General features: G+C 42.2%; 18 protein-coding genes. 13 read left to right on the forward strand and 5 right to left on the reverse strand.

Annotated elements, in window-relative coordinates; translation table 11 throughout:
- The first annotated feature begins 73 nt into the window (after window positions 1-73).
- Window positions 74-2,380, forward strand: a complete 2,307-nt coding sequence (locus M1F74_RS01850) for a DNA translocase FtsK (protein ID WP_282184734.1) — start codon at window positions 74-76, stop codon at window positions 2,378-2,380.
- Window positions 2,381-2,423: 43 nt separating this feature from the next.
- On the opposite strand, the gene M1F74_RS01855 is transcribed toward M1F74_RS01850, so the two are convergent.
- Entirely contained in the window at window positions 2,424-2,849 is a 426-nt protein-coding gene (locus M1F74_RS01855; RefSeq protein WP_247946128.1) for a DUF6556 family protein, read from the reverse strand.
- Window positions 2,850-2,986: 137 nt separating this feature from the next.
- Here M1F74_RS01855 and M1F74_RS01860 point away from each other — a divergent pair, with 137 nt between their 5' ends.
- The 9 genes from M1F74_RS01860 (at window position 2,987) to M1F74_RS01900 (ending at window position 11,965) form a co-directional block, all read left to right on the forward strand.
- Window positions 2,987-4,129 carry a cysteine desulfurase family protein gene (locus M1F74_RS01860; protein ID WP_247946129.1) on the forward strand — a complete coding sequence of 381 codons (1,143 nt, stop codon included), beginning with the start codon at window positions 2,987-2,989 and terminating at the stop codon, window positions 4,127-4,129.
- Window positions 4,130-4,137: 8 nt separating this feature from the next.
- A complete protein-coding gene (gene thiI / locus M1F74_RS01865) occupies window positions 4,138-5,352 on the forward strand; it encodes a tRNA uracil 4-sulfurtransferase ThiI (protein WP_247946130.1) in 1,215 nt (404 codons plus the stop codon).
- A gap of 136 nt (window positions 5,353-5,488) precedes the next feature.
- Complete coding sequence (locus M1F74_RS01870) at window positions 5,489-6,313, forward strand: alpha/beta hydrolase (protein ID WP_042767727.1); 825 nt, start codon at window positions 5,489-5,491, stop codon at window positions 6,311-6,313.
- 20 nt (window positions 6,314-6,333) lie between these two features.
- Window positions 6,334-7,074, forward strand: coding sequence for an esterase family protein (locus M1F74_RS01875; RefSeq protein WP_000546816.1), 741 nt, complete (start codon window positions 6,334-6,336; stop codon window positions 7,072-7,074).
- A gap of 12 nt (window positions 7,075-7,086) precedes the next feature.
- Window positions 7,087-8,253, forward strand: a complete 1,167-nt coding sequence (locus M1F74_RS01880) for an ATP-grasp domain-containing protein (RefSeq protein WP_247946131.1) — start codon at window positions 7,087-7,089, stop codon at window positions 8,251-8,253.
- Between the two features lie 156 nt (window positions 8,254-8,409).
- On the forward strand, window positions 8,410-9,279 hold the full coding sequence (gla, locus tag M1F74_RS01885; RefSeq protein ID WP_000348103.1) for an aquaglyceroporin Gla: 870 nt from the start codon (window positions 8,410-8,412) through the stop codon (window positions 9,277-9,279).
- A 111-nt stretch (window positions 9,280-9,390) separates the two neighbouring features.
- Window positions 9,391-10,116, forward strand: a complete 726-nt coding sequence (locus M1F74_RS01890) for a CppA family protein (protein WP_247946132.1) — start codon at window positions 9,391-9,393, stop codon at window positions 10,114-10,116.
- Entirely contained in the window at window positions 10,113-11,051 is a 939-nt protein-coding gene (locus M1F74_RS01895; RefSeq protein WP_247946133.1) for a serine hydrolase domain-containing protein, read from the forward strand. The genes M1F74_RS01890 and M1F74_RS01895 overlap by 4 nt, the downstream gene beginning before the upstream one ends.
- 8 nt (window positions 11,052-11,059) lie before the next feature.
- Window positions 11,060-11,965, forward strand: coding sequence for a DMT family transporter (locus M1F74_RS01900; protein ID WP_247946134.1), 906 nt, complete (start codon window positions 11,060-11,062; stop codon window positions 11,963-11,965).
- Window positions 11,966-12,009: 44 nt separating this feature from the next.
- Here the strand turns inward: M1F74_RS01900 and M1F74_RS01905 are convergent, their stop codons facing one another.
- The gene (locus tag M1F74_RS01905) at window positions 12,010-13,293 is read right to left on the reverse strand and encodes a uracil-xanthine permease family protein (RefSeq protein WP_247946135.1); all 1,284 of its coding nucleotides are present in this window, start codon (window positions 13,291-13,293) and stop codon (window positions 12,010-12,012) included.
- A gap of 420 nt (window positions 13,294-13,713) precedes the next feature.
- The gene (gene rsmG, locus M1F74_RS01910; protein WP_247946136.1) at window positions 13,714-14,427 is read right to left on the reverse strand and encodes a 16S rRNA (guanine(527)-N(7))-methyltransferase RsmG; all 714 of its coding nucleotides are present in this window, start codon (window positions 14,425-14,427) and stop codon (window positions 13,714-13,716) included.
- A 93-nt stretch (window positions 14,428-14,520) separates the two neighbouring features.
- Between rsmG and M1F74_RS01915 the strand changes: the two genes are divergently transcribed.
- The 3 genes from M1F74_RS01915 (at window position 14,521) to M1F74_RS01925 (ending at window position 16,689) form a co-directional block, all read left to right on the forward strand.
- The gene (locus M1F74_RS01915; RefSeq protein WP_033583977.1) at window positions 14,521-15,081 is read left to right on the forward strand and encodes a LemA family protein; all 561 of its coding nucleotides are present in this window, start codon (window positions 14,521-14,523) and stop codon (window positions 15,079-15,081) included.
- 1 nt (window position 15,082) lies between these two features.
- Entirely contained in the window at window positions 15,083-15,982 is a 900-nt protein-coding gene (htpX, locus tag M1F74_RS01920; protein ID WP_049501339.1) for a zinc metalloprotease HtpX, read from the forward strand.
- 107 nt (window positions 15,983-16,089) lie between these two features.
- Complete coding sequence (locus tag M1F74_RS01925; RefSeq protein ID WP_247946137.1) at window positions 16,090-16,689, forward strand: CPBP family intramembrane glutamic endopeptidase; 600 nt, start codon at window positions 16,090-16,092, stop codon at window positions 16,687-16,689.
- 189 nt (window positions 16,690-16,878) lie between these two features.
- On the opposite strand, the gene M1F74_RS01930 is transcribed toward M1F74_RS01925, so the two are convergent.
- Window positions 16,879-18,438, reverse strand: a complete 1,560-nt coding sequence (locus tag M1F74_RS01930; RefSeq protein ID WP_247946138.1) for an ATP-binding cassette domain-containing protein — start codon at window positions 18,436-18,438, stop codon at window positions 16,879-16,881.
- A 492-nt stretch (window positions 18,439-18,930) separates the two neighbouring features.
- On the reverse strand, window positions 18,931-19,260 hold the full coding sequence (locus tag M1F74_RS01935; RefSeq protein ID WP_000389554.1) for a hypothetical protein: 330 nt from the start codon (window positions 19,258-19,260) through the stop codon (window positions 18,931-18,933).
- Window positions 19,261-19,310: the final 50 nt, after the last annotated feature.

Below are 19,310 nucleotides of genomic sequence, written 5' to 3' on the forward strand. Positions count from 1 at the left end.
AGAAAGATTGTTACCATTTGGTGCAATCTTTTTCTCTATTCGAAATGGCTGTGAAATATGTTATAATAGAAGAATGGCAAACAAGAATACTACAAAAACAAGACGGAGACCGTCTAAAGCAGAACTCGAAAGAAAACAGGCTATTCAGAGGATGTTGATTTCCTTAGGGATTGCCTTATTGTTGATTATTGCAGCCCTCAAGCTCGGTGCGGCGGGTATTACCCTTTATAATCTCATCCGACTGGTGGTCGGGAGTTTGGCCTATGTGGCCATAGGTGGCCTCCTCATCTATCTTTTTCTTTTTAAATGGATCCGCAAGCAGGAGGGACTTCTATCAGGATTTCTCTGTATCTTTGCTGGCTTACTCTTGATTTTTGAGGCCTACTTGGTATGGAAATATGGCTTGGAGCAGTCAGTCCTAAAAGGGACCCTGTCTCAGGTTATGACTGACCTGACTGGTATCCGGGTGACTAGCTTCGCTGGTGGAGGCTTGCTTGGTGTTGGACTTTATATCCCCATAACCTTTCTTTTCTCAAATATTGGGTCGTACTTTATTGGAGTTCTCTTGATTCTAGTTGGGGCACTCTTGGTCAGTCCTTGGTCTATTTATGATGTTGCAGCTTTTATTGGAGCTCAGTTCAGATCCTTCATGGCAAAACAGGAACAGAGAAAACAGGAACGCTTCATCAAGAGAGAAGAAGAGAAGTCTCGACAAGAGGCTGAAGAAGCAGCCAGAATTCAGAGAGAACAAGAAGAACAGGATGCACTACCGCTTCCTCCTGTAGATCCTGAAACTGGAGAAATCTTACCAGAAGTTCCAGACTATGATCTTCCACCAATTCCTGAAAAAGAATGGACTGAACCGGAGATTATCCTCCCTCAAGCTGACTTTGAAGTTCCAGATGTGGAAGAAGATTTTGAGGATGAAGAGGTGCAGGTTGATTTTTCTGCCAAAGAAGCCCTTGAATACAAACTGCCAAGCTTGCAACTCTTTGCGCCAGATAAACCCAAAGATCAGTCCAAGGAAAAGAAGATTGTTCGAGAAAATATCAAAATCCTAGAAGAAACCTTTGCTAGCTTTGGTATCAAGGTAACGGTGGAACGGGCTGAAATCGGTCCATCTGTTACCAAGTATGAAGTCAAGCCAGCAGTGGGAGTCCGAGTTAATCGCATTTCTAACTTGGCTGACGACTTAGCGCTAGCTTTGGCGGCCAAGGACGTCCGGATTGAGGCTCCAATACCTGGTAAATCCTTAGTCGGGATTGAGGTTCCTAACTCTGAAATTGCGACCGTTTCCTTCCGTGAGCTCTGGGAACAGTCTCAAACTAAACCAGAAAATCTCCTCGAAATTCCTCTAGGTAAGGCTGTCAATGGAACTGCTCGCACCTTTGACCTTTCCAAGATGCCCCACCTACTGGTTGCAGGTTCGACGGGATCAGGGAAGTCAGTCGCAGTTAACGGTATTATAGCTAGCATTCTGATGAAAGCAAGACCAGACCAAGTCAAGTTTATGATGGTGGATCCAAAGATGGTTGAGCTATCGGTTTACAACGACATTCCTCATCTCTTGATCCCAGTTGTGACCAACCCACGCAAGGCCAGCAAGGCTCTCCAAAAGGTCGTGGATGAGATGGAAAACCGTTATGAACTCTTCGCTAAGGTTGGAGTGCGAAATATCGCTGGTTACAATGCCAAGGTCGAGGAATTTAATAGCCAGTCTGAGTACAAACAAGTACCCCTGCCTTTGATTGTTGTCATTGTGGATGAATTGGCAGACCTCATGATGGTGGCCAGCAAGGAAGTGGAAGATGCCATCATTCGTCTCGGGCAGAAGGCGCGTGCCGCAGGAATTCACATGATTCTCGCAACGCAACGTCCATCAGTCGATGTCATCTCTGGTCTTATCAAGGCCAATGTCCCATCTCGAGTAGCATTTGCAGTCTCATCAGGTACAGATTCACGAACCATCTTGGATGAGAATGGAGCAGAAAAACTACTTGGTCGAGGAGACATGCTCTTTAAACCAATCGATGAAAATCACCCAGTCCGTCTACAAGGATCCTTCATCTCAGATGATGATGTCGAACGCATTGTAAACTTCATCAAGGCTCAGGCGGATGCGGACTACGATGAGAGTTTTGATCCAGGTGAGGTTTCTGAAAATGAAGGAGAATTTTCAGATGGTGAAGCTGGTGGCGATCCGCTTTTTGAAGAAGCTAAGGCTCTGGTTATCGAGACGCAGAAAGCCAGTGCTTCGATGATTCAGCGTCGTTTGTCGGTTGGATTTAACCGTGCGACCCGCCTTATGGAAGAACTTGAAATGGCAGGTGTCATCGGCCCAGCTGAGGGAACCAAACCACGAAAAGTATTGCAACAATAAAAAATAGCTTCTTTCCAAATATGGAAGGAAGCTATTTTAGTAGTTACTGGTTCGTTTTAGTTTCAGAACTCGTCGTATTTGACTGTGTTCCGTTATCGCTTGTTTCTTTTGTTGAGGAAGGTGTAGAAGAATCCTGAGTTGTTGTTTTCTTCTCTTCTTTTTGCTCTTCCTTTTTATTGGATTGAGGAGTTTCTTCCTGCGAGGTATTTTCTTTAGTAGAAGTGTTGTCCTTGTTAGGAGTAGTATTCTCCTGAGGGGCTTCTTTTTGGATTTCCTTGACAACAGTTGTTTGGGTTGTCGTCGGTTCTTTTTTGTTGTTTTTGTTATTATCCATGGCGTTCATGATGGTGATAGTAGCGGTGATTAGGCCAAGGATACTACCGATGGTAGCGATCGTTTTTTGAAAGACAGTAAACCCTTTTTTGATATGCTCAGTTTTTGGTTTTGAAGTTCTATGATAGTTAGACATGATACTCTCCTTTAATTATGATTTATTATACCTCATTTCTTTAAAAAAATCTTAAAAAAAGAGAAATTGCCCTTTCTTGTCGCAGGTCTCTTTTCGTGATACAATAGAGGGAGTGATTTTAGAAAGCGTGAGAAAACATGATCTACTTTGATAATTCGGCGACAACTAAGCCTTATCCTGAAGCTCTAGAGACCTATATGCAGGTCGCTTCGAAAATTGTAGGAAATCCTTCTAGCCTCCATCGTTTGGGAGACCAGGCGACACGAATTTTAGATGCTTCCCGGCAGCAGATTGCAGATTTGATTGGCAAGAAGAGTGATGAAATCTTCTTTACCTCTGGTGGAACAGAAGGAGATAACTGGGTCATCAAAGGTGTGGCCTTTGAAAAAGTCCAGTTTGGCAAGCACATCATCGTATCAGCTATTGAGCATCCAGCAGTCAAGGAGTCAGCCCTCTGGCTGAGAAGTCAGGGTTTTGAGGTAGATTTTGCCCCAGTTGATGAGAAAGGATTTGTAGATGTCAAGGCTCTAGCAAGTTTGATTCGATCAGATACGACCCTCGTTTCGGTCATGGCAGTTAACAATGAAATCGGATCTATCCAGCCTATTGAGGCTATCTCAGAACTGTTGGAAGACAAGCCAACTATTTCCTTCCACGTTGATGCAGTTCAGGCACTCGCTAAGATTCCGACTGAAAAATATCTGACAGATCGAGTGGATTTTGCGACCTTTTCGAGTCATAAGTTCCACGGTGTCAGAGGTGTTGGCTTTGTCTATATCAAGTCTGGTAAGAAAATTACGCCTCTGTTGACTGGTGGTGGTCAAGAGGGAGACTATCGTTCGACAACTGAAAATGTTGCAGGGATTGCCGCGACAGCCAAGGCCCTCCGTTTGTCTATGGAAAAGTTAGATATATTTACTAATAAGACAGGGCAGATGAAATCAGTCATTCGCCAAGTGCTTTTGGACTATCCAGATATTTTTGTCTTTTCAGCTGAGGAAGACTTTGCCCCTCATATCCTGACTTTTGGGATTAAGGGTGTTCGTGGTGAAGTCATCGTTCACGCCTTTGAAGACTATGACATTTTCATTTCCACAACTTCGGCTTGTTCATCCAAGGCTGGAAAACCTGCAGGGACCTTGATTGCTATGGGAGTGGACAAAGATAAGGCCCTGTCAGCTGTGCGTCTTAGCCTAGATCTTGAAAATGATATGAGTCAGGTCGAGCAATTCTTGACCAAACTAAAATTAATTTACAATCAAACTAGAAAAGTAAGATAGGAGGATTCATGCAGTATTCAGAAATTATGATTCGCTACGGAGAGTTATCAACCAAGGGCAAAAACCGTATGCGGTTCATCAATAAACTTCGCAATAATATTTCGGACGTTTTGTCCATCTATCCCCAAGTTAAGGTAACTGCGGATCGCGACCGTGCCCACGCTTACCTGAATGGAGCCGACTACACAGCAGTTGCAGAATCTCTCAAACAAGTTTTCGGGATTCAGAATTTTTCTCCAGTATATAAGGTCGAAAAGTCTGTAGAAGTTCTGAAGTCTTCTGTCCAAGAGATTATGAAAGATATCTACAAGGAAGGCATGACCTTTAAGATTTCTAGTAAGCGCAGCGACCACAACTTTGAACTCGACAGTCGTGAACTCAACCAAACACTTGGTGGAGCTGTATTCGAAGCTATTCCAAATGTCCAAGCTCAAATGAAAAATCCGGACATCAATCTTCAGGTTGAGATTCGTGAGGAAGCAGCTTATCTTTCCTATGAGACTATTCGAGGAGCAGGTGGTTTGCCAGTGGGTACTTCTGGTAAGGGGATGCTCATGTTGTCAGGAGGGATTGACTCACCTGTAGCAGGTTATCTAGCTCTTAAACGTGGAGTGGATATCGAGGCCATTCACTTTGCCAGCCCACCTTACACGAGTCCAGGCGCTCTCAAGAAGGCCCAAGATTTGACCCGTAAATTGACCAAGTTTGGTGGCAATATCCAGTTTATTGAAGTTCCTTTCACAGAGATTCAAGAAGAAATCAAGGCAAAGGCGCCAGAAGCCTACCTCATGACCTTGACCCGTCGCTTTATGATGCGCATTACTGACCGTATCCGTGAGGTACGAAATGGTTTAGTTATCATCAATGGGGAAAGTCTTGGTCAGGTGGCAAGCCAAACCCTGGAGAGCATGCAGGCTATCAACGCTGTGACCAACACTCCTATCATCCGTCCCGTGGTTACGATGGACAAGTTGGAAATCATTGACATCGCTCAGGAAATTGATACCTTTGAAATTTCAATCCAGCCTTTTGAAGACTGCTGTACCATTTTTGCGCCTGATCGTCCTAAGACCAATCCTAAAATTAAGAATGCGGAGCAGTATGAAGCACGCATGGATGTTGAAGGTTTGGTTGAGCGAGCAGTGGCTGGTATCATGATTACTGAGATTACACCTCAAGCTGAAAAAGATGAAGTCGATAACTTAATTGACAATCTCCTCTAATCAGAAAATCCAGAAGAATTCAGAAAAACAAATGAAAAAGTTAGTTATTTATCCTTAAAATGGACATTTACTGACTTTTTTTTCTATTTTTATGGTATAATGAGATAAAATTTTGAATATAGAGAGTTTTCTGACAATGAATCATTCCTACTTTTACTTAAAAATGAAAGAACACAAACTCAAGGTTCCTTATACAGGAAAAGAGCGTCGTGTGCGTGTGCTCCTGCCAAAGGACTACGAGAAGGACACAGACCGTTTTTATCCTGTAGTTTACTTTCATGATGGGCAAAATGTCTTTTACAGCAAGGAGTCTTATATCGGACACTCTTGGAAAATTATTCCAGCCATTAAGCGAAATCCAGATATCAGTCGCATGATTGTTGTTGCTATTGATAATGACGGCATGGGACGGATGAATGAGTATGCGGCTTGGAAGTTTCAAGAATCTCCTATACCAGGGCAGCAGTTTGGCGGTAAGGGTGTGGAGTATGCCGAGTTTGTCATGGAGGTGGTCAAACCTTTTATCGATGAAACCTATCGTACCAAAGCTGATCGCCAGCACACGGCTATGATTGGTTCGTCACTAGGAGGCAATATTACCCAGTTTATCGGACTAGAGTACCAAGACCGAATTGGTTGTCTAGGTGTCTTTTCATCTGCCAACTGGCTTCACCAAGAAGCTTTTAACCGCTATATCGAGCGCAAGAAATTATCGCCTGAACAGCGCATTTTCATCTATGTAGGAACAGAAGAAGCAGATGATACGGATAAGACCTTGATGGCTGGTAATATAAAGCAAGCCTATATCGACTCGTCGCTTCGCTATTACCATGATTTGATTGCAGGTGGAGTAGGCTTGGATAATCTTGTCTTGAAAGTTCAGTCTGGTGCCATCCATAGTGAGATTCCATGGTCGGAAAATTTACCAGACTGTCTCCGATTTTTTGCGGAGAAATGGTAAGTTAGGAAAGGAGAAAGCCAATGCATATTGAAAACCTCAGCCACTGGAGTGGCAATCTTAATCGTGAAATGTACCTTAACCGTTACGGACATGCTGGAATTCCAGTTGTGGTTTTTGCTTCATCTGGTGGCAGTCACAACGAATACTATGATTTTGGCATGATTGACGCCTGTGCTTCCTTTATCGAGGAGGGGCGTGTCCAGTTCTTTACTCTCTCCAGTGTCGACAGTGAGAGCTGGTTGGCTACTTGGAAAAATGGTCATGACCAGGCGGAGATGCACCGCGCCTACGAACGCTATGTAATTGAGGAAGCCATTCCTTTTATCAAGCATAAGACAGGTTGGTTTGATGGTATGATGACGACAGGTTGCTCGATGGGGGCCTACCATGCACTTAATTTCTTCCTCCAGCATCCAGATGTCTTTACCAAGGTGATTGCACTCAGTGGTGTTTACGACGCACGTTTCTTTGTCGGCGATTACTACAATGATGATGCTATTTACCAAAACTCGCCAGTAGATTATATCTGGAATCAAAACGACGGATGGTTTATCGACCGTTACCGTCAGGCAGAAATCGTCGTCTGTACGGGCCTTGGTGCTTGGGAACAAGACGGTCTACCATCTTTCTACAAGCTCAAAGAAGCCTTTGACCAGAAACAAATTCCAGCCTGGTTTGCTGAATGGGGACACGATGTCGCCCATGACTGGGAATGGTGGCGTAAACAAATGCCCTATTTTCTTGGACACCTGTATCTATAAAAGGAGTTGCCTATGAATTACCTTGTTATTTCTCCCTACTATCCGCAAAACTTTCAACAGTTTACCATCGAGCTAGCCAATAAAGGCATCACCGTTCTAGGGATTGGGCAAGAACCCTATGAGCAACTAGATGAACCATTGCGCAATAGCTTGACTGAGTATTTCCGAGTTGATAATCTTGAAAATATCGATGAGGTTAAACGTGCAGTAGCTTTTCTGTTCTACAAGCATGGCCCAATCGACCGCATCGAGTCCCACAATGAATACTGGCTTGAGTTAGACGCAGCCCTTCGTGAGCAATTCAATGTCTTTGGAGCCAAACCGGAGGATCTCAAAAAGACCAAATATAAGTCTGAGATGAAGAAACTTTTCAAAAAAGCAGGTGTCCCTGTGGTACCTGGGGCCGTTATCCAGACGGAAGCAGACGTGGATAAAGCAGTTGAGACGATTGGTCTACCAATGATTGCCAAACCTGACAATGGAGTGGGAGCAGCAGCAACCTTTAAGCTTGAGACAGAAGAAGATGTAAATCACTTTAAGGCTGAATGGGATCATTCAACCGTGTATTTCTTTGAAAAATTTGTTACTTCTAGCGAAATCTGTACCTTTGACGGGCTTGTGGACAAGGATGGCAACATCGTCTTTTCAACGACTTTCGATTATGCCCATACTCCACTTGATCTGATGATTTATAAGATGGACAATTCCTACTATGTACTCAAGGATATGGATCCCAAACTGCGCAAGTATGGCGAGGCCATTGTCAAGGAATTTGGTATGAAAGAACGCTTTTTCCATATCGAGTTTTTCCGTGAAGGGGACGACTACATTGCCATTGAGTACAATAATCGTCCCGCAGGTGGCTTTACCATTGACGTTTATAACTTTGCTCATTCCTTGGACCTCTATCGTGGCTATGCAGCGATTGTCGCAGGAGAAGAGTTCCCAGCATCAGAGTTTGAACCTCAATACTGTTTAGCTACATCACGTCGTGCAAATGCTAACTATGTCTATTCAGAAGAAGACTTGCTTGCTAAATACAGTCAGCAATTCAAGGTCAAAAAAATCATGCCAGCAGCCTTTGCAGAGTTACAAGGAGATATCCTCTATATGTTGACAACTCCAAGTCGTGAGGAGCTGGAGCAGATGATTGCAGACTTTGGTCAGCGTCAAGAGTAACGAAAAGGATGAAGGGAGTTTGACTTCTTTTGTCCTTTTCTTAAAGATAAGTTAAATAAAGCGTTTTCCATAGATTCTTTTAGAAAATCTGTTGCTAAAAGGTCTAAAAATTGATAGAATAAGGATTGTCTAAAAAAATTAAGGAGAATCTATCAAATGGATTTTACATGGGCTATTAAATATGCCACTGAATTTTTGGGAACTGCCATTTTGATCATTCTTGGTAATGGTGCAGTTGCTAACGTTGAACTTAAAGGTACGAAAGGTCACCAAAGTGGCTGGCTCGTTATCGCGGTTGGTTACGGTATGGGGGTTATGATCCCAGCCTTGATGTTCGGTAATGTATCTGGTAACCACATCAACCCAGCTTTCACACTTGGACTTGCTGTGAGTGGACTTTTCCCTTGGGCACAAGTACCATATTACATCCTTGCGCAAGTTTTAGGAGCGATTTTTGGTCAAGCTATGGTTGTGGCAACTCACCGTCCTTACTACTTGAAAACAGAGAATTCTAATAACATTTTGGGTACTTTCTCAACGATTTCAAATGTTGATCACGGTACAAAAGAATCACGTTTCGCAGCAAGTGTAAATGGTTTTATCAATGAGTTTGTCGGTTCGTTTATTTTGTTCTTTGCAGCCCTAGGAATGACTAAAAACTTTTTTGGTGCAGAAGTAATGCAATACATGAAGCAAATGGCAACGCAGGCTAATCAAACAGTTGACTTCTCTGAATTAGCTATCAAAGCTCAAATAGCACCACACACAGCAGCAGGTCTTTCAGTAGCTCATTTAGGACTTGGTTTCCTAGTAATGGCCTTGGTAACTTCACTCGGTGGACCTACTGGACCTGGTTTGAACCCAGCTCGTGACTTTGGACCACGTCTTCTTCACGAACTCCTTCCAAAATCAGTTCTTGGTCAACACAAGGGTGATTCAAAATGGTGGTATGCTTGGGTTCCAGTTGTAGCTCCAATTGCAGCGGGAATTGCAGCAGTAGCACTATTCAAACTACTTTACCTATAAGAAACGAAACTGGGGAAACCCAGTTTTTTTCTTGGAAAATTTTCTAATTTAAACAAATATGGCTTGTAAAATATTCTAAAATCCTTTAAAATAAAAGAGTTGGAGGAACTTATGGATGTGAATGAGATTGTTCGGATCATTCCGACTTTGAAAGTTAATAATCGAAAATTAAATGAGATATTTTATATTGAAACTCTAGGAATGAAACCCTTACTAGAAGAGTCTGCCTTTCTTTCATTAGGCGACCAGACGGGTACGGAGAGATTGATTTTAGAAGAGGCTCCAAGCATGCGAACTCGCAGAGTTGAAGGACTTAAGAAGCTAGCTAGGCTCTTGATAAAGGTTGAGGATCCTTCCGAAATCGAGGCCCTTCTTTCTCAAATGAAGTCTCTTCCTCGCTTGTTTAAAGGAAGTCGTGGATATGCTTTTGAGATTGTTTCTCCTGAAGAGGATGTGATCCTTGTTCATGCAGAAAATGATATAAGAGATCTGGTTCCACTGGAAACTGTTCCTGAATTTTATTCAAATACAAGTATAAAATACGTGAGCCAATTTGAGGTTTCTATGGAGTTGCGTTTGCCTGAAGAGACAGAGAGTTTACTTGATCCTGAAGGAGTAGCGCAAGCAATCACCTTTACTAAAGGGCAAGGGCCAGATTTGGCTGTTGAAAACAATGTCACTTGGGACCTGACGATGTTGAAATTTTTAGTAAGAAATTTTGATCGAACCAGTCTTCGTCAGAAATTTGAAAAGACAGGCTACTTTGTCCCTAAGTCTGAAAAATTCTTCCTTGGTAAAGATACCAATAACATTGAATTGTGGTTTGAAGAAGCATGAAGTTGGAAAAAATTCTAAGAAAAATAGAAAATCAAATCGAGGCAGGGATTTATCCCGGGGCCTCTTTTGCGTATTATAAGGATGGTGAATGGAAAGAGTCTTATCTAGGATTGAGTGATCCAGAACGGGGCTTGAAAACAGAGAGCGATTTGGTTTATGATCTGGCTAGTGTGAGTAAAGTCGTGGGAGTAGGGACAGTTCTCATCTTCTTGTGGAAGCAGGGCAAATTCGATATTAATCGACCGGTGACAGAATTATTACCAGAGTGTGATTATCCAGATATTACCATACGACAACTTCTGATCCATGCTACAGACCTGGACCCCTTTATTCCTAACAGAGACCAGTTAAGCGCTGAGGAATTGAGAGAAGCCATGTTTCACCTCAATAGACGAAGTCAGCCTGCTTTTCTATACTCGGACGTTCACTTTTTACTCTTGGGCTTTCTTTTGGAAAAAATCTTTAACCAAGACTTAGATCAGATTATAGAAGAACAAGTTTTGAAACCATGGGGGATGAAGGAAACCAAGTTTGGTCCCGTTGAGCAAGCTGTACCAACAGTGAGAGGAGTGGAGGCCGGAATCATTCACGATCCCAAAGCTCGTCTATTAGGGAAACACGCTGGAAGTGCTGGTTTGTTTTCGACTGTTAAGGATTTGCAAATCTTTCTGGAACATTACTTAAAAGATGATTTTGCAGCAGATTTGAGCCAAAATTTTTCTCCCTTAGAGAATAAGGAGCGTTCCCTAGCCTGGAATCTGGAAGGAGGAGCTTGGCTCGACCATACGGGCTATACTGGTACCTTTATCATGTGGAATCGGGAGAAACAAGAAGCTGCTATCTTTTTATCCAATCGAACGTATGAGAAGGATGAGCGTGCCCAGTGGATACTCGACCGAAATCAAGTCATGGATATGATTCGTAGGGAGGAGTAGGGAGAATCATGTCAAAAACATTAAAAGGAACTCTATATACAGTAGTGGCAGGGATTGCCTGGGGCTTGTCTGGAACCAGTGGCCAATACCTGATGGCACACGGGGTTTCTGCTCTAGTCTTGACCAATTTGCGACTTATCATTGCAGGTTTGGCACTGGTAGTCTTATCCTATGTGACTGCAAAGGATAAATTCCTTTCTTTTTTAAAAGACAAAAAAAGTCTGCTATCTCTGTTGTTATTTGCAGTGTTCGGACTTTTCTTAAACCAGTTTGCCTATCTTTCTGCCATTCAGGAAACCAATGCTGGAACGGCGACAGTTCTTCAGTATGTATGTCCCGTTGGGATCTTGGTTTATACCTGTATGAAGGATAAGGTAGCACCGACATTGGCTGAGATTATTTCGATTGGCTTGGCTATAGGAGGAACTTTTCTGATTGCGACGCACGGGAAAGTTGACCAGTTGTCTGTCACACCCCTAGGCCTTTTCTGGGGTCTCTTTTCTGCCTTGACCTATGCCCTCTATATTATCCTTCCCATCGCTTTGATTAAGAAGTGGGGCAGTATTTTGGTGATTGGTGTTGGGATGGTTATTTCTGGTGTGGTGGCTCTTCCCTTTACAGGAGTCTTACAGGCCAGCATACCGACTAGTCTAGATTTTCTCTTTGCATTTGCTGGGATTATCATCATCGGAACGGTCTTTGCCTATACAGCTTTCCTAAAAGGAGCTAGTCTAATAGGCCCTGTTAAGTCTAGTTTATTAGCTTCCATAGAGCCAATTTCTGCTGTTTTCTTTGCCTTTCTGATTATGAAGGAACAGTTTTATGCGATTGATTTTGTCGGTATGGCCATGATTTTACTAGCCGTGACCATTATTTCATTGAAAGATTTACTGTTGGAAATAAAGAGTAAGTAATTAAAAAATCCACTCAATCGAGTGGATTTTGTGTGTATAGATGATTAGTCTTTATTTTCGTGTGGCAAAATCAAGTTTAAGATGATTCCTGTCATGGCTGATAGAGCAGTACCTGAAAGTGTAACTGGGCCAAGTTTGAGGATGGCTCCACCAAGTCCAAGTACCAACATGGCACTAGCAATGATGAGGTTACGCATCTGGCTAAAGTCAACTCGCTCTTTAATCAAAACTTTCAGACCGTTGCTGGCGATAACTCCGTAGAGAAGGATGGACATCCCACCAAGCACAGCATTTGGAATGGTTGAAATCAAGGCAGTGAATTTACCTAGGAAGCTAAGAGCAATGGCGATGAAGGCCGCGTTACGGATAACAGAGACAGAAGCGATACGAGTCATCCCGATAACCCCTGTATTTTCTCCGTAGGTCGTATTAGCTGGTCCACCGAGGAAGGCAGATACAGATGTCGCGATACCGTCACCGAGAAGCGTACGGTGAAGTCCTGGTTCTTTTAGGAATTGACGGCCACAGATTTGGCTCAAAACTGTGTGGTCTCCGATGTGTTCTGAAATGGTTACAATAGCGATTGGCAAGATAGCGATTGTTTCAGGGCCAAAGTACAAGTTGTATTCTTTAAAGGCACCACCAGTACTAAATGGCAAGTAGAAACCAGGAATTTCAAACCAATTGGCTTGAAGGACTGGGGTAAAGTCAACCAAACCAAGCATCATAGCGAAGATATAACCACCGATGATGGCAAAGAGGAAAGGAATGATACGAAGGAAACCTTTTCCTTTTGTATTGATAAAGGCCGCAATCAAGAACGTAACAACGGCTACAAGGGCGTTTTTCCAGTTTCCGTCTGCTACAAGTCCAGCATTCGTTACAGCAGAACCAGCAAGACCAAGACCGATAACGATAATCATAGGTCCGATAATGATTGGTGGCAAGAGTTTATCAATCCATTTCGTACCTGCAAAACGAACACTTGCTGCTACAAGGACATAGACTAAACCAGTCAGGATAACTCCAGTTTGAGCAGCAGATACATCGCCCCCCATTTCTTTCATGGCTAGAGACATAGCCGTGATAAAGGCGAATGAAGAACCTAGGTAAACTGGAACCTTAAAACCTGTAGAAATCATATAGATAAGTGTTCCAATACCGGATGCAAAGAGAGCAACCGATACGGGCATTCCCAAAATTAAGGGAACGAGAATGGTTGCACCAAACATAGCAAACACGTGCTGGAAGCTTAGAAGAATGCCTTTACCAGCAGAAGGACGTTGATCAACGTCTAGTAACAAGTTAACAGTTGATTCCTGTTTCATAAAAACCTCACTTTTGGGCACCAAAAAAGAGCCCATTATTTTGCAGCAATAGGCCCTCAGAGTAAGACTTTTTAAAAAATAGCTATCTTTTAAAAATTTATATAAATCTGCGCCTTCGTCACCTCACAGGATGGCATTAAAAACCTTTGCTTAGGATAGTATAGCAGAAAAAATTCGTTTTGTAAACGAATTTTTCCCGAGCCTAGAAATGCGAGAGCGAGGTTTGATTTTGTAAATCATTTTTTCCCGAGCCCGGAAATGCGAGAGCGAGGTCCGTTTTGTAAACGAATTTTTCTCGAGCCTAGAAATACGAGAGCGAGGTATGATTTTGTAAATCATTTTTTTCCGAGCCTAGAAATAATAAAGCGAGGTTGATTTTGTAAATGGTTTTCTGAATTTTAAACAAGGGTGCACCATTGTTTAAAGTGGGCGTTTGTTGGGCATGCCAGCCTTACGTGGATATTTATTTGGGGTTTCTTTTTTCTTTTCGACCACAGTGATGTAGCGCGGATCTCCATTTGGTAGGGCATAGCTGAGGTTTTCCTCTACCTTACTAAAGAGGAGGTTGAGGGCATTCTTAGCTTCTAGCAATTCCTCAGGAGCATTGCTGGCCTTGAGTGCCAATAGTTTTCCGCCGACTTTAAGATAGGGAATGGTCAGCTCAGACAAAACCTGCATACGGGCAACCGCACGAGCCGTCACCACATCAAACTGGGCACGGAAGTTCTTGTCTTGGGCAAAGTCTTCTGCCCGTCCATGGTAAAAGTGAACACCATCCAAATCCAACTCTTGAGCCAAAAGCTGAAGGAAGTTGATGCGCTTATTGAGCGAATCAATGATGGTCACATCTAACTGAGGATAGAGGATTTTCATGGGCAGACTAGGAAATCCTGCCCCCGCTCCGATATCAAGAAGTTTGATAGTTTCATTTGAAATTAAGCCTTGCAGGATGGGTGCAATCGAATCATAAAAATGTTTGAGATAAACCTCTTCTTTGTCTGTAATAGCCGTCAAATTAATCTTTTCATTCCACTCGACCAAGAGCTCAAAATAACGTTCAAATTGGTTCTTTTGCTGGTCAGAAAGTGGAAGATTTTGCTCAGCTAGTAGTCTGTAAAATGTTTCTGGTTTCATAGTAGTTTCCTTCTCTAGTATCATCTTATTTTACCATATTCGTTAAAATTTTGATATACTGGTATTAATCTAAAAGCAGAAAGGAATAAGATTATGACTTGGATTATTCTTGGAGTTTTGGCTCTGATTGTTATTTTTGTGATTGTTAGCTATAACGGTTTGGTTAAAAATCGTATGCAGACCAAGGAGGCTTGGAGCCAGATAGATGTTCAGTTGAAGCGTCGTAATGATCTCCTCCCAAACTTGATTGAAACGGTTAAAGGCTATGCGAAATATGAAGGTTCTACTTTGGAAAAAGTAACAGAACTTCGTAGACAAGTAGCCGCAGCAACTTCACCGGCAGAAGCTATGAAGGCCAGTGATGCCCTTACCCGCCAGATTTCTGGTATCTTTGCAGTAGCAGAGAATTACCCAGACTTGAAAGCTAGTGCTAACTTTATCAAATTGCAAGAAGAGTTGACCAATACAGAAAATAAAATTTCTTACTCACGCCAACTCTACAACAGTATTGTCAGCAACTACAATGTAAAACTTGAAAGTTTCCCAAGTAATGTCATCGCAGGACTATTTGGCTTTAAAGCTGCAGACTTCCTTCAAACGCCTGAAGAGGAAAAGGCAGTTCCTAAAGTTGACTTTAGCGGATTAGGTGACTAAGATGTTGTTTGATCAAATTGCGAGCAATAAACGAAAAACCTGGATTTTGTTGCTGGTTTTCTTCCTACTCTTGGCCTTGGTTGGTTATGCGGTTGGCTATCTCTTCATGCGCTCAGGTCTTGGTGGCATGATTATTGCCTTGATTATTGGTCTTATCTACGCTCTGACCATGATCTTTCAATCGACAGAGATTGTCATGTCCATGAATGGGGCGCGTGAGGTTGATGAGCAAACAGCACCAGACCTCTACCATGTAGTAGAAGATATGGCCATGGTGGCTCAGATTCCTATGCCGCGTGTTTTCATTATTGAGGATTCTTCTTTAAATGCCTTTGCAACAGGTTCCAACCCGCAGAATGCAGCAGTCGCAGCCACTTCGGGTCTTCTGGCTATCATGAATCGTGAGGAGCTAGAAGCTGTTATGGGTCATGAAGTCAGTCATATCCGAAACTACGATATCCGCATTTCGACCATTGCTGTCGCCCTCGCCAGTGCCATTACCCTTCTGTCTAGTATGGCAGGACGGATGATGTGGTGGGGAGGCGCTGGTCGCAGACGGAGTGATAATGATCGCGATGGAAATGGTTTGGAGATTATCATGCTTGTTATCTCTCTCTTAGCCATTGTTCTAGCACCTCTCGCAGCAACCTTGGTGCAATTAGCCATTTCCCGTCAGAGGGAATTTCTGGCGGATGCATCCAGTGTGGAGCTGACTCGTAATCCTCAAGGGATGATCAATGCCTTGCGTAAGTTGGAAAATAGCGAGCCGATGCATCACCATGTTGACGATGCCAGCAGCGCTCTTTATATCAATGATCCGAAGAAAGGTGGGGGACTTCAAAAACTCTTTTATACCCACCCACCTATCTCAGAACGAATCGAACGCTTGAAACAGATGTAAAAAAATCCAGAGATGACCTCTGGATTTTTGCTTTTAGTATCTCGCTTTTAACTTGTTATCTCTCCAAAAAATAGTATAATATATGTAATTCTATATAATTGAGGTGAATGATGTATAAGCGCTGGATGACGTTTTTCTTGATTTTGATTTTTATGCCGATTCATTTGAGTATAGCAGAGAAAATCATGCGAATAAATTCATTACCGCTATCAATCCTTTTTACACTTGTTGAACTTGCATTATTTTTATATGTAGGAAAAAAGTATGACTTGTTTCACATTCGGCAAATCAGCCTAAAAGATATTCTTAAATGTTTTCTTTCATACGCCTTGCTTTTCCTCTTTTATATTTTGGTCAATTTTTTAGGCCCTACCCAATCAGACACAACTCAAACTGTGCAAAGTTTATCACTTTCATGGTCTGTACTTTTTGTGGATCTCTGTGTTTTGGCACCTGTCACGGAAGAAATCTTTATGCGAGGTATGTTACAGGGGATAGTATTTAAGAATACCTATTTTGGATTGTTTGCCACATCGCTTCTTTTTGCTTATCTTCATGGTCCCTATACTATTCCTAGCTTTATCAGCTATTTAGGTATGGGATTTGCATTTGGGGTAAGGTATAAGACTTCTGACAACCTATGGAATTCCATTCTTTTGCATGTCCTCAATAATCTGGTTGCATTTTGCTTTTTGTACATGAGATAATGCTACATTAGAATGCTTTGAGCTGTAAGATAGTAAAAAATGATTTCTAGCTTATACAATTTAAACAAAAGCCAGAGCATAATCTGTCACGTCGATGATGCCAGCAGCGATCTTTATATCAATGTTCCCAAGAGCGACGTATGTAAAAAGAATCCAGAGAAGTCTCTGGATTTTTGCTATGTTCAAAAATTATAAATCTTGTAAATCAACAACTTCCAAACCATTTTCTGTCAAACGATAGATACTCGTACAGACCTCTTTTAAGAAGCGTCTGTCATGCGAAACAGTGATCAGACCGCCGGGATAGGAGGCAAAGAGTTTTCTGATTTCGGGTTGAGAAGTGGGAGAAAAATTACGTGTAGGCTCATCCAGAAGGAGAAAGTTTGGTTTGTGCAACACTAAATCCAAAAGTAGGAGTTTGCCTTGTTGCCCGCCAGATAGGGAGCGGATTTGGTGGTGCATCTCTGGATAGTTGAAATTGAGACTGGCTAGGTGAGATTGGATTTTCTGTAGCTCCTCTTTTTCCCCAGTTTGGCTGAGATAGGCTACTGGAGATAAATCCAATTGCAGTTTTTTATGGTAATCTTGTGGCATAAAACCAAGCGATATTTCTCTTTTAGCGCTGAGCAGTTGTTGCAATTTGGCTAACAGAGTTGATTTTCCAACACCATTTGGCCCGATGATACCGATTTTATCTTGGCCACGGACCGTTAGTCGTAACTCCTGAGCTAAAATGCGCTGGCCAATGGACAAATTTTCTTTTTCCAGTTGGACTAAGACTTTAGAAGATGGTAATGGTTGGATGTCTGAAAAGAAAAGTTGGATTTGTTCCTCTTCAAGTGGCATTTGGGTCATGGACTGAGCTTCCTTTTCAAAGCGTTTTTCTTGAGAGAGAACAGTTTTCATCTTTTTAGCCAATAGGCGACCGGCAGTACTGTCTTTGGTTGCTCGAAGTGCAGTTTCTACATTTTGCTTGACGCGACGATGCTTTTCCATGGTTTTGTCATAAGCTCTCTGGTCGTTAGCAGCTTGCTGACTTTGTTTGGCAAAACTAACCTTTCTCTGGTCACTATAGCTATCGTAGTCTAAATGCTCGACTAGCGTTTCCGCTTCTTTTCGATGCTTGACCAGTCGCAAGTGGACAATAGTATCTGCCGTTTGAGAAAGAAAGTCTTCATCATGGGAGATGAAAATAACAGTTTGCCTGGTTTTTTGAATCTGACTTTTTAGCCAATCAACCGTCTCAAGGTCTAGGTCATTTGAAGGTTCATCTAAAAATAGAATCTCAAAGGGTTTGGCTAATTCATGTATGAGCTGAATTTTCAAAGCCTCGCCCCCTGATAGACTGCCAATTTCTTGATCGCTAGCAAAACGGTCGCTATCAAAGTGCAACTCCTCCGCCAAACGATAAAGAATACTGTAGTCTAAATCAGCAGAATCCAAAAAGAAGTAGTCATGTAGAGTTTTCTTTTTCAGGTCCTCAGCTAGTTTTTGAGGAATGTAGGCCAGTGATTGAAGGTCAGACTGAATGTCGCCCTTGATAGTAAAATCAGGTAATGCTTCCCCCATTAAAGCTCGTAGTAAAGTCGATTTGCCATTTCCTTCTTCACCAATAATAGCAACCTTTTCCCCGTCTTGGATAGTCATGGTTAGGTCAGATACAAGATCTCGTAGATCTTTGTTTTGCGTGATGGTTAGATGATTGATTTTTATCATATTGTTGCCCTTTCTAGAATGTCGATAGTGCATAACAAAAAGCTCTACTTTATCTAGTAGAGCCCAAAGTCACTGTTAAAAACTCTATTATCCTCGTTGAAAAGGTCGTCAAACTAGCTTGGAGCTGCCTACCCCAACCTAAAAGGAGCAGACGGTTAGCTTTCTAGTTTTTTTGATTTTCAATGGGGACAAGATACTAGAAAATCTAGTATAAAAAGAGCATGCAAAAAGAGACAAAAACAAGATCTACTAAATAAAGGTTCTTTATTTGATAGACTTAGTTGTTCATGTCTCCCTTACCTCCGAGTATTAGTACCTCTATCCTATACTTTTGAGGAAATTTTGTCAATAGAAAACAGGAAATTCTAGTTTTTATACTCAATGAAAATCAAAGGGCAAACTAGGAAGCGATCCGAAGACTGCTCAAAGCACAGCTTTGAGGTTGCAGATAGAGCTGACGAAGTCAGTAACCCATACCAACGGCAAGGCGAAGCTGACGTGGTTTGAAGAGATTTTCGAAAAGTATCAGAATCCGAAAACAGGTCCATAGAGAGTCAGTACGTGTTTGACATGCTGGTAATGGAACTTGTCATAGTTGCGCCAAGCGGTGCGTGCTTGATCGTTTAGTTTTAGACTACCAAGTCCAATCAATAGACTGGTACGTTGGTAAAATTTCTCAAGGTCGATTAAGATACTATTATCCAACTTTTCTGCTTTTTTAAGCTCTTGCAGAGTAGTATTTAGCAGTTCTTGTAGACGGAAATCATCGGTTGTACCTTGTTTACAGCTTTGGTAGCTTTTATTTAACTCGGAAAGTAGTTGGTAAGCTTCAGTGATGAGTGCTTTGTCTTCCATATGAGCATCCTCCCTGCTCTGGTGTATTCTTGCCTATAGTATAGCACTAA

Origin of the sequence: Streptococcus oralis, assembly GCF_023109315.1 — a bacterium.
GTDB lineage: Bacteria > Bacillota > Bacilli > Lactobacillales > Streptococcaceae > Streptococcus > Streptococcus oralis_BS.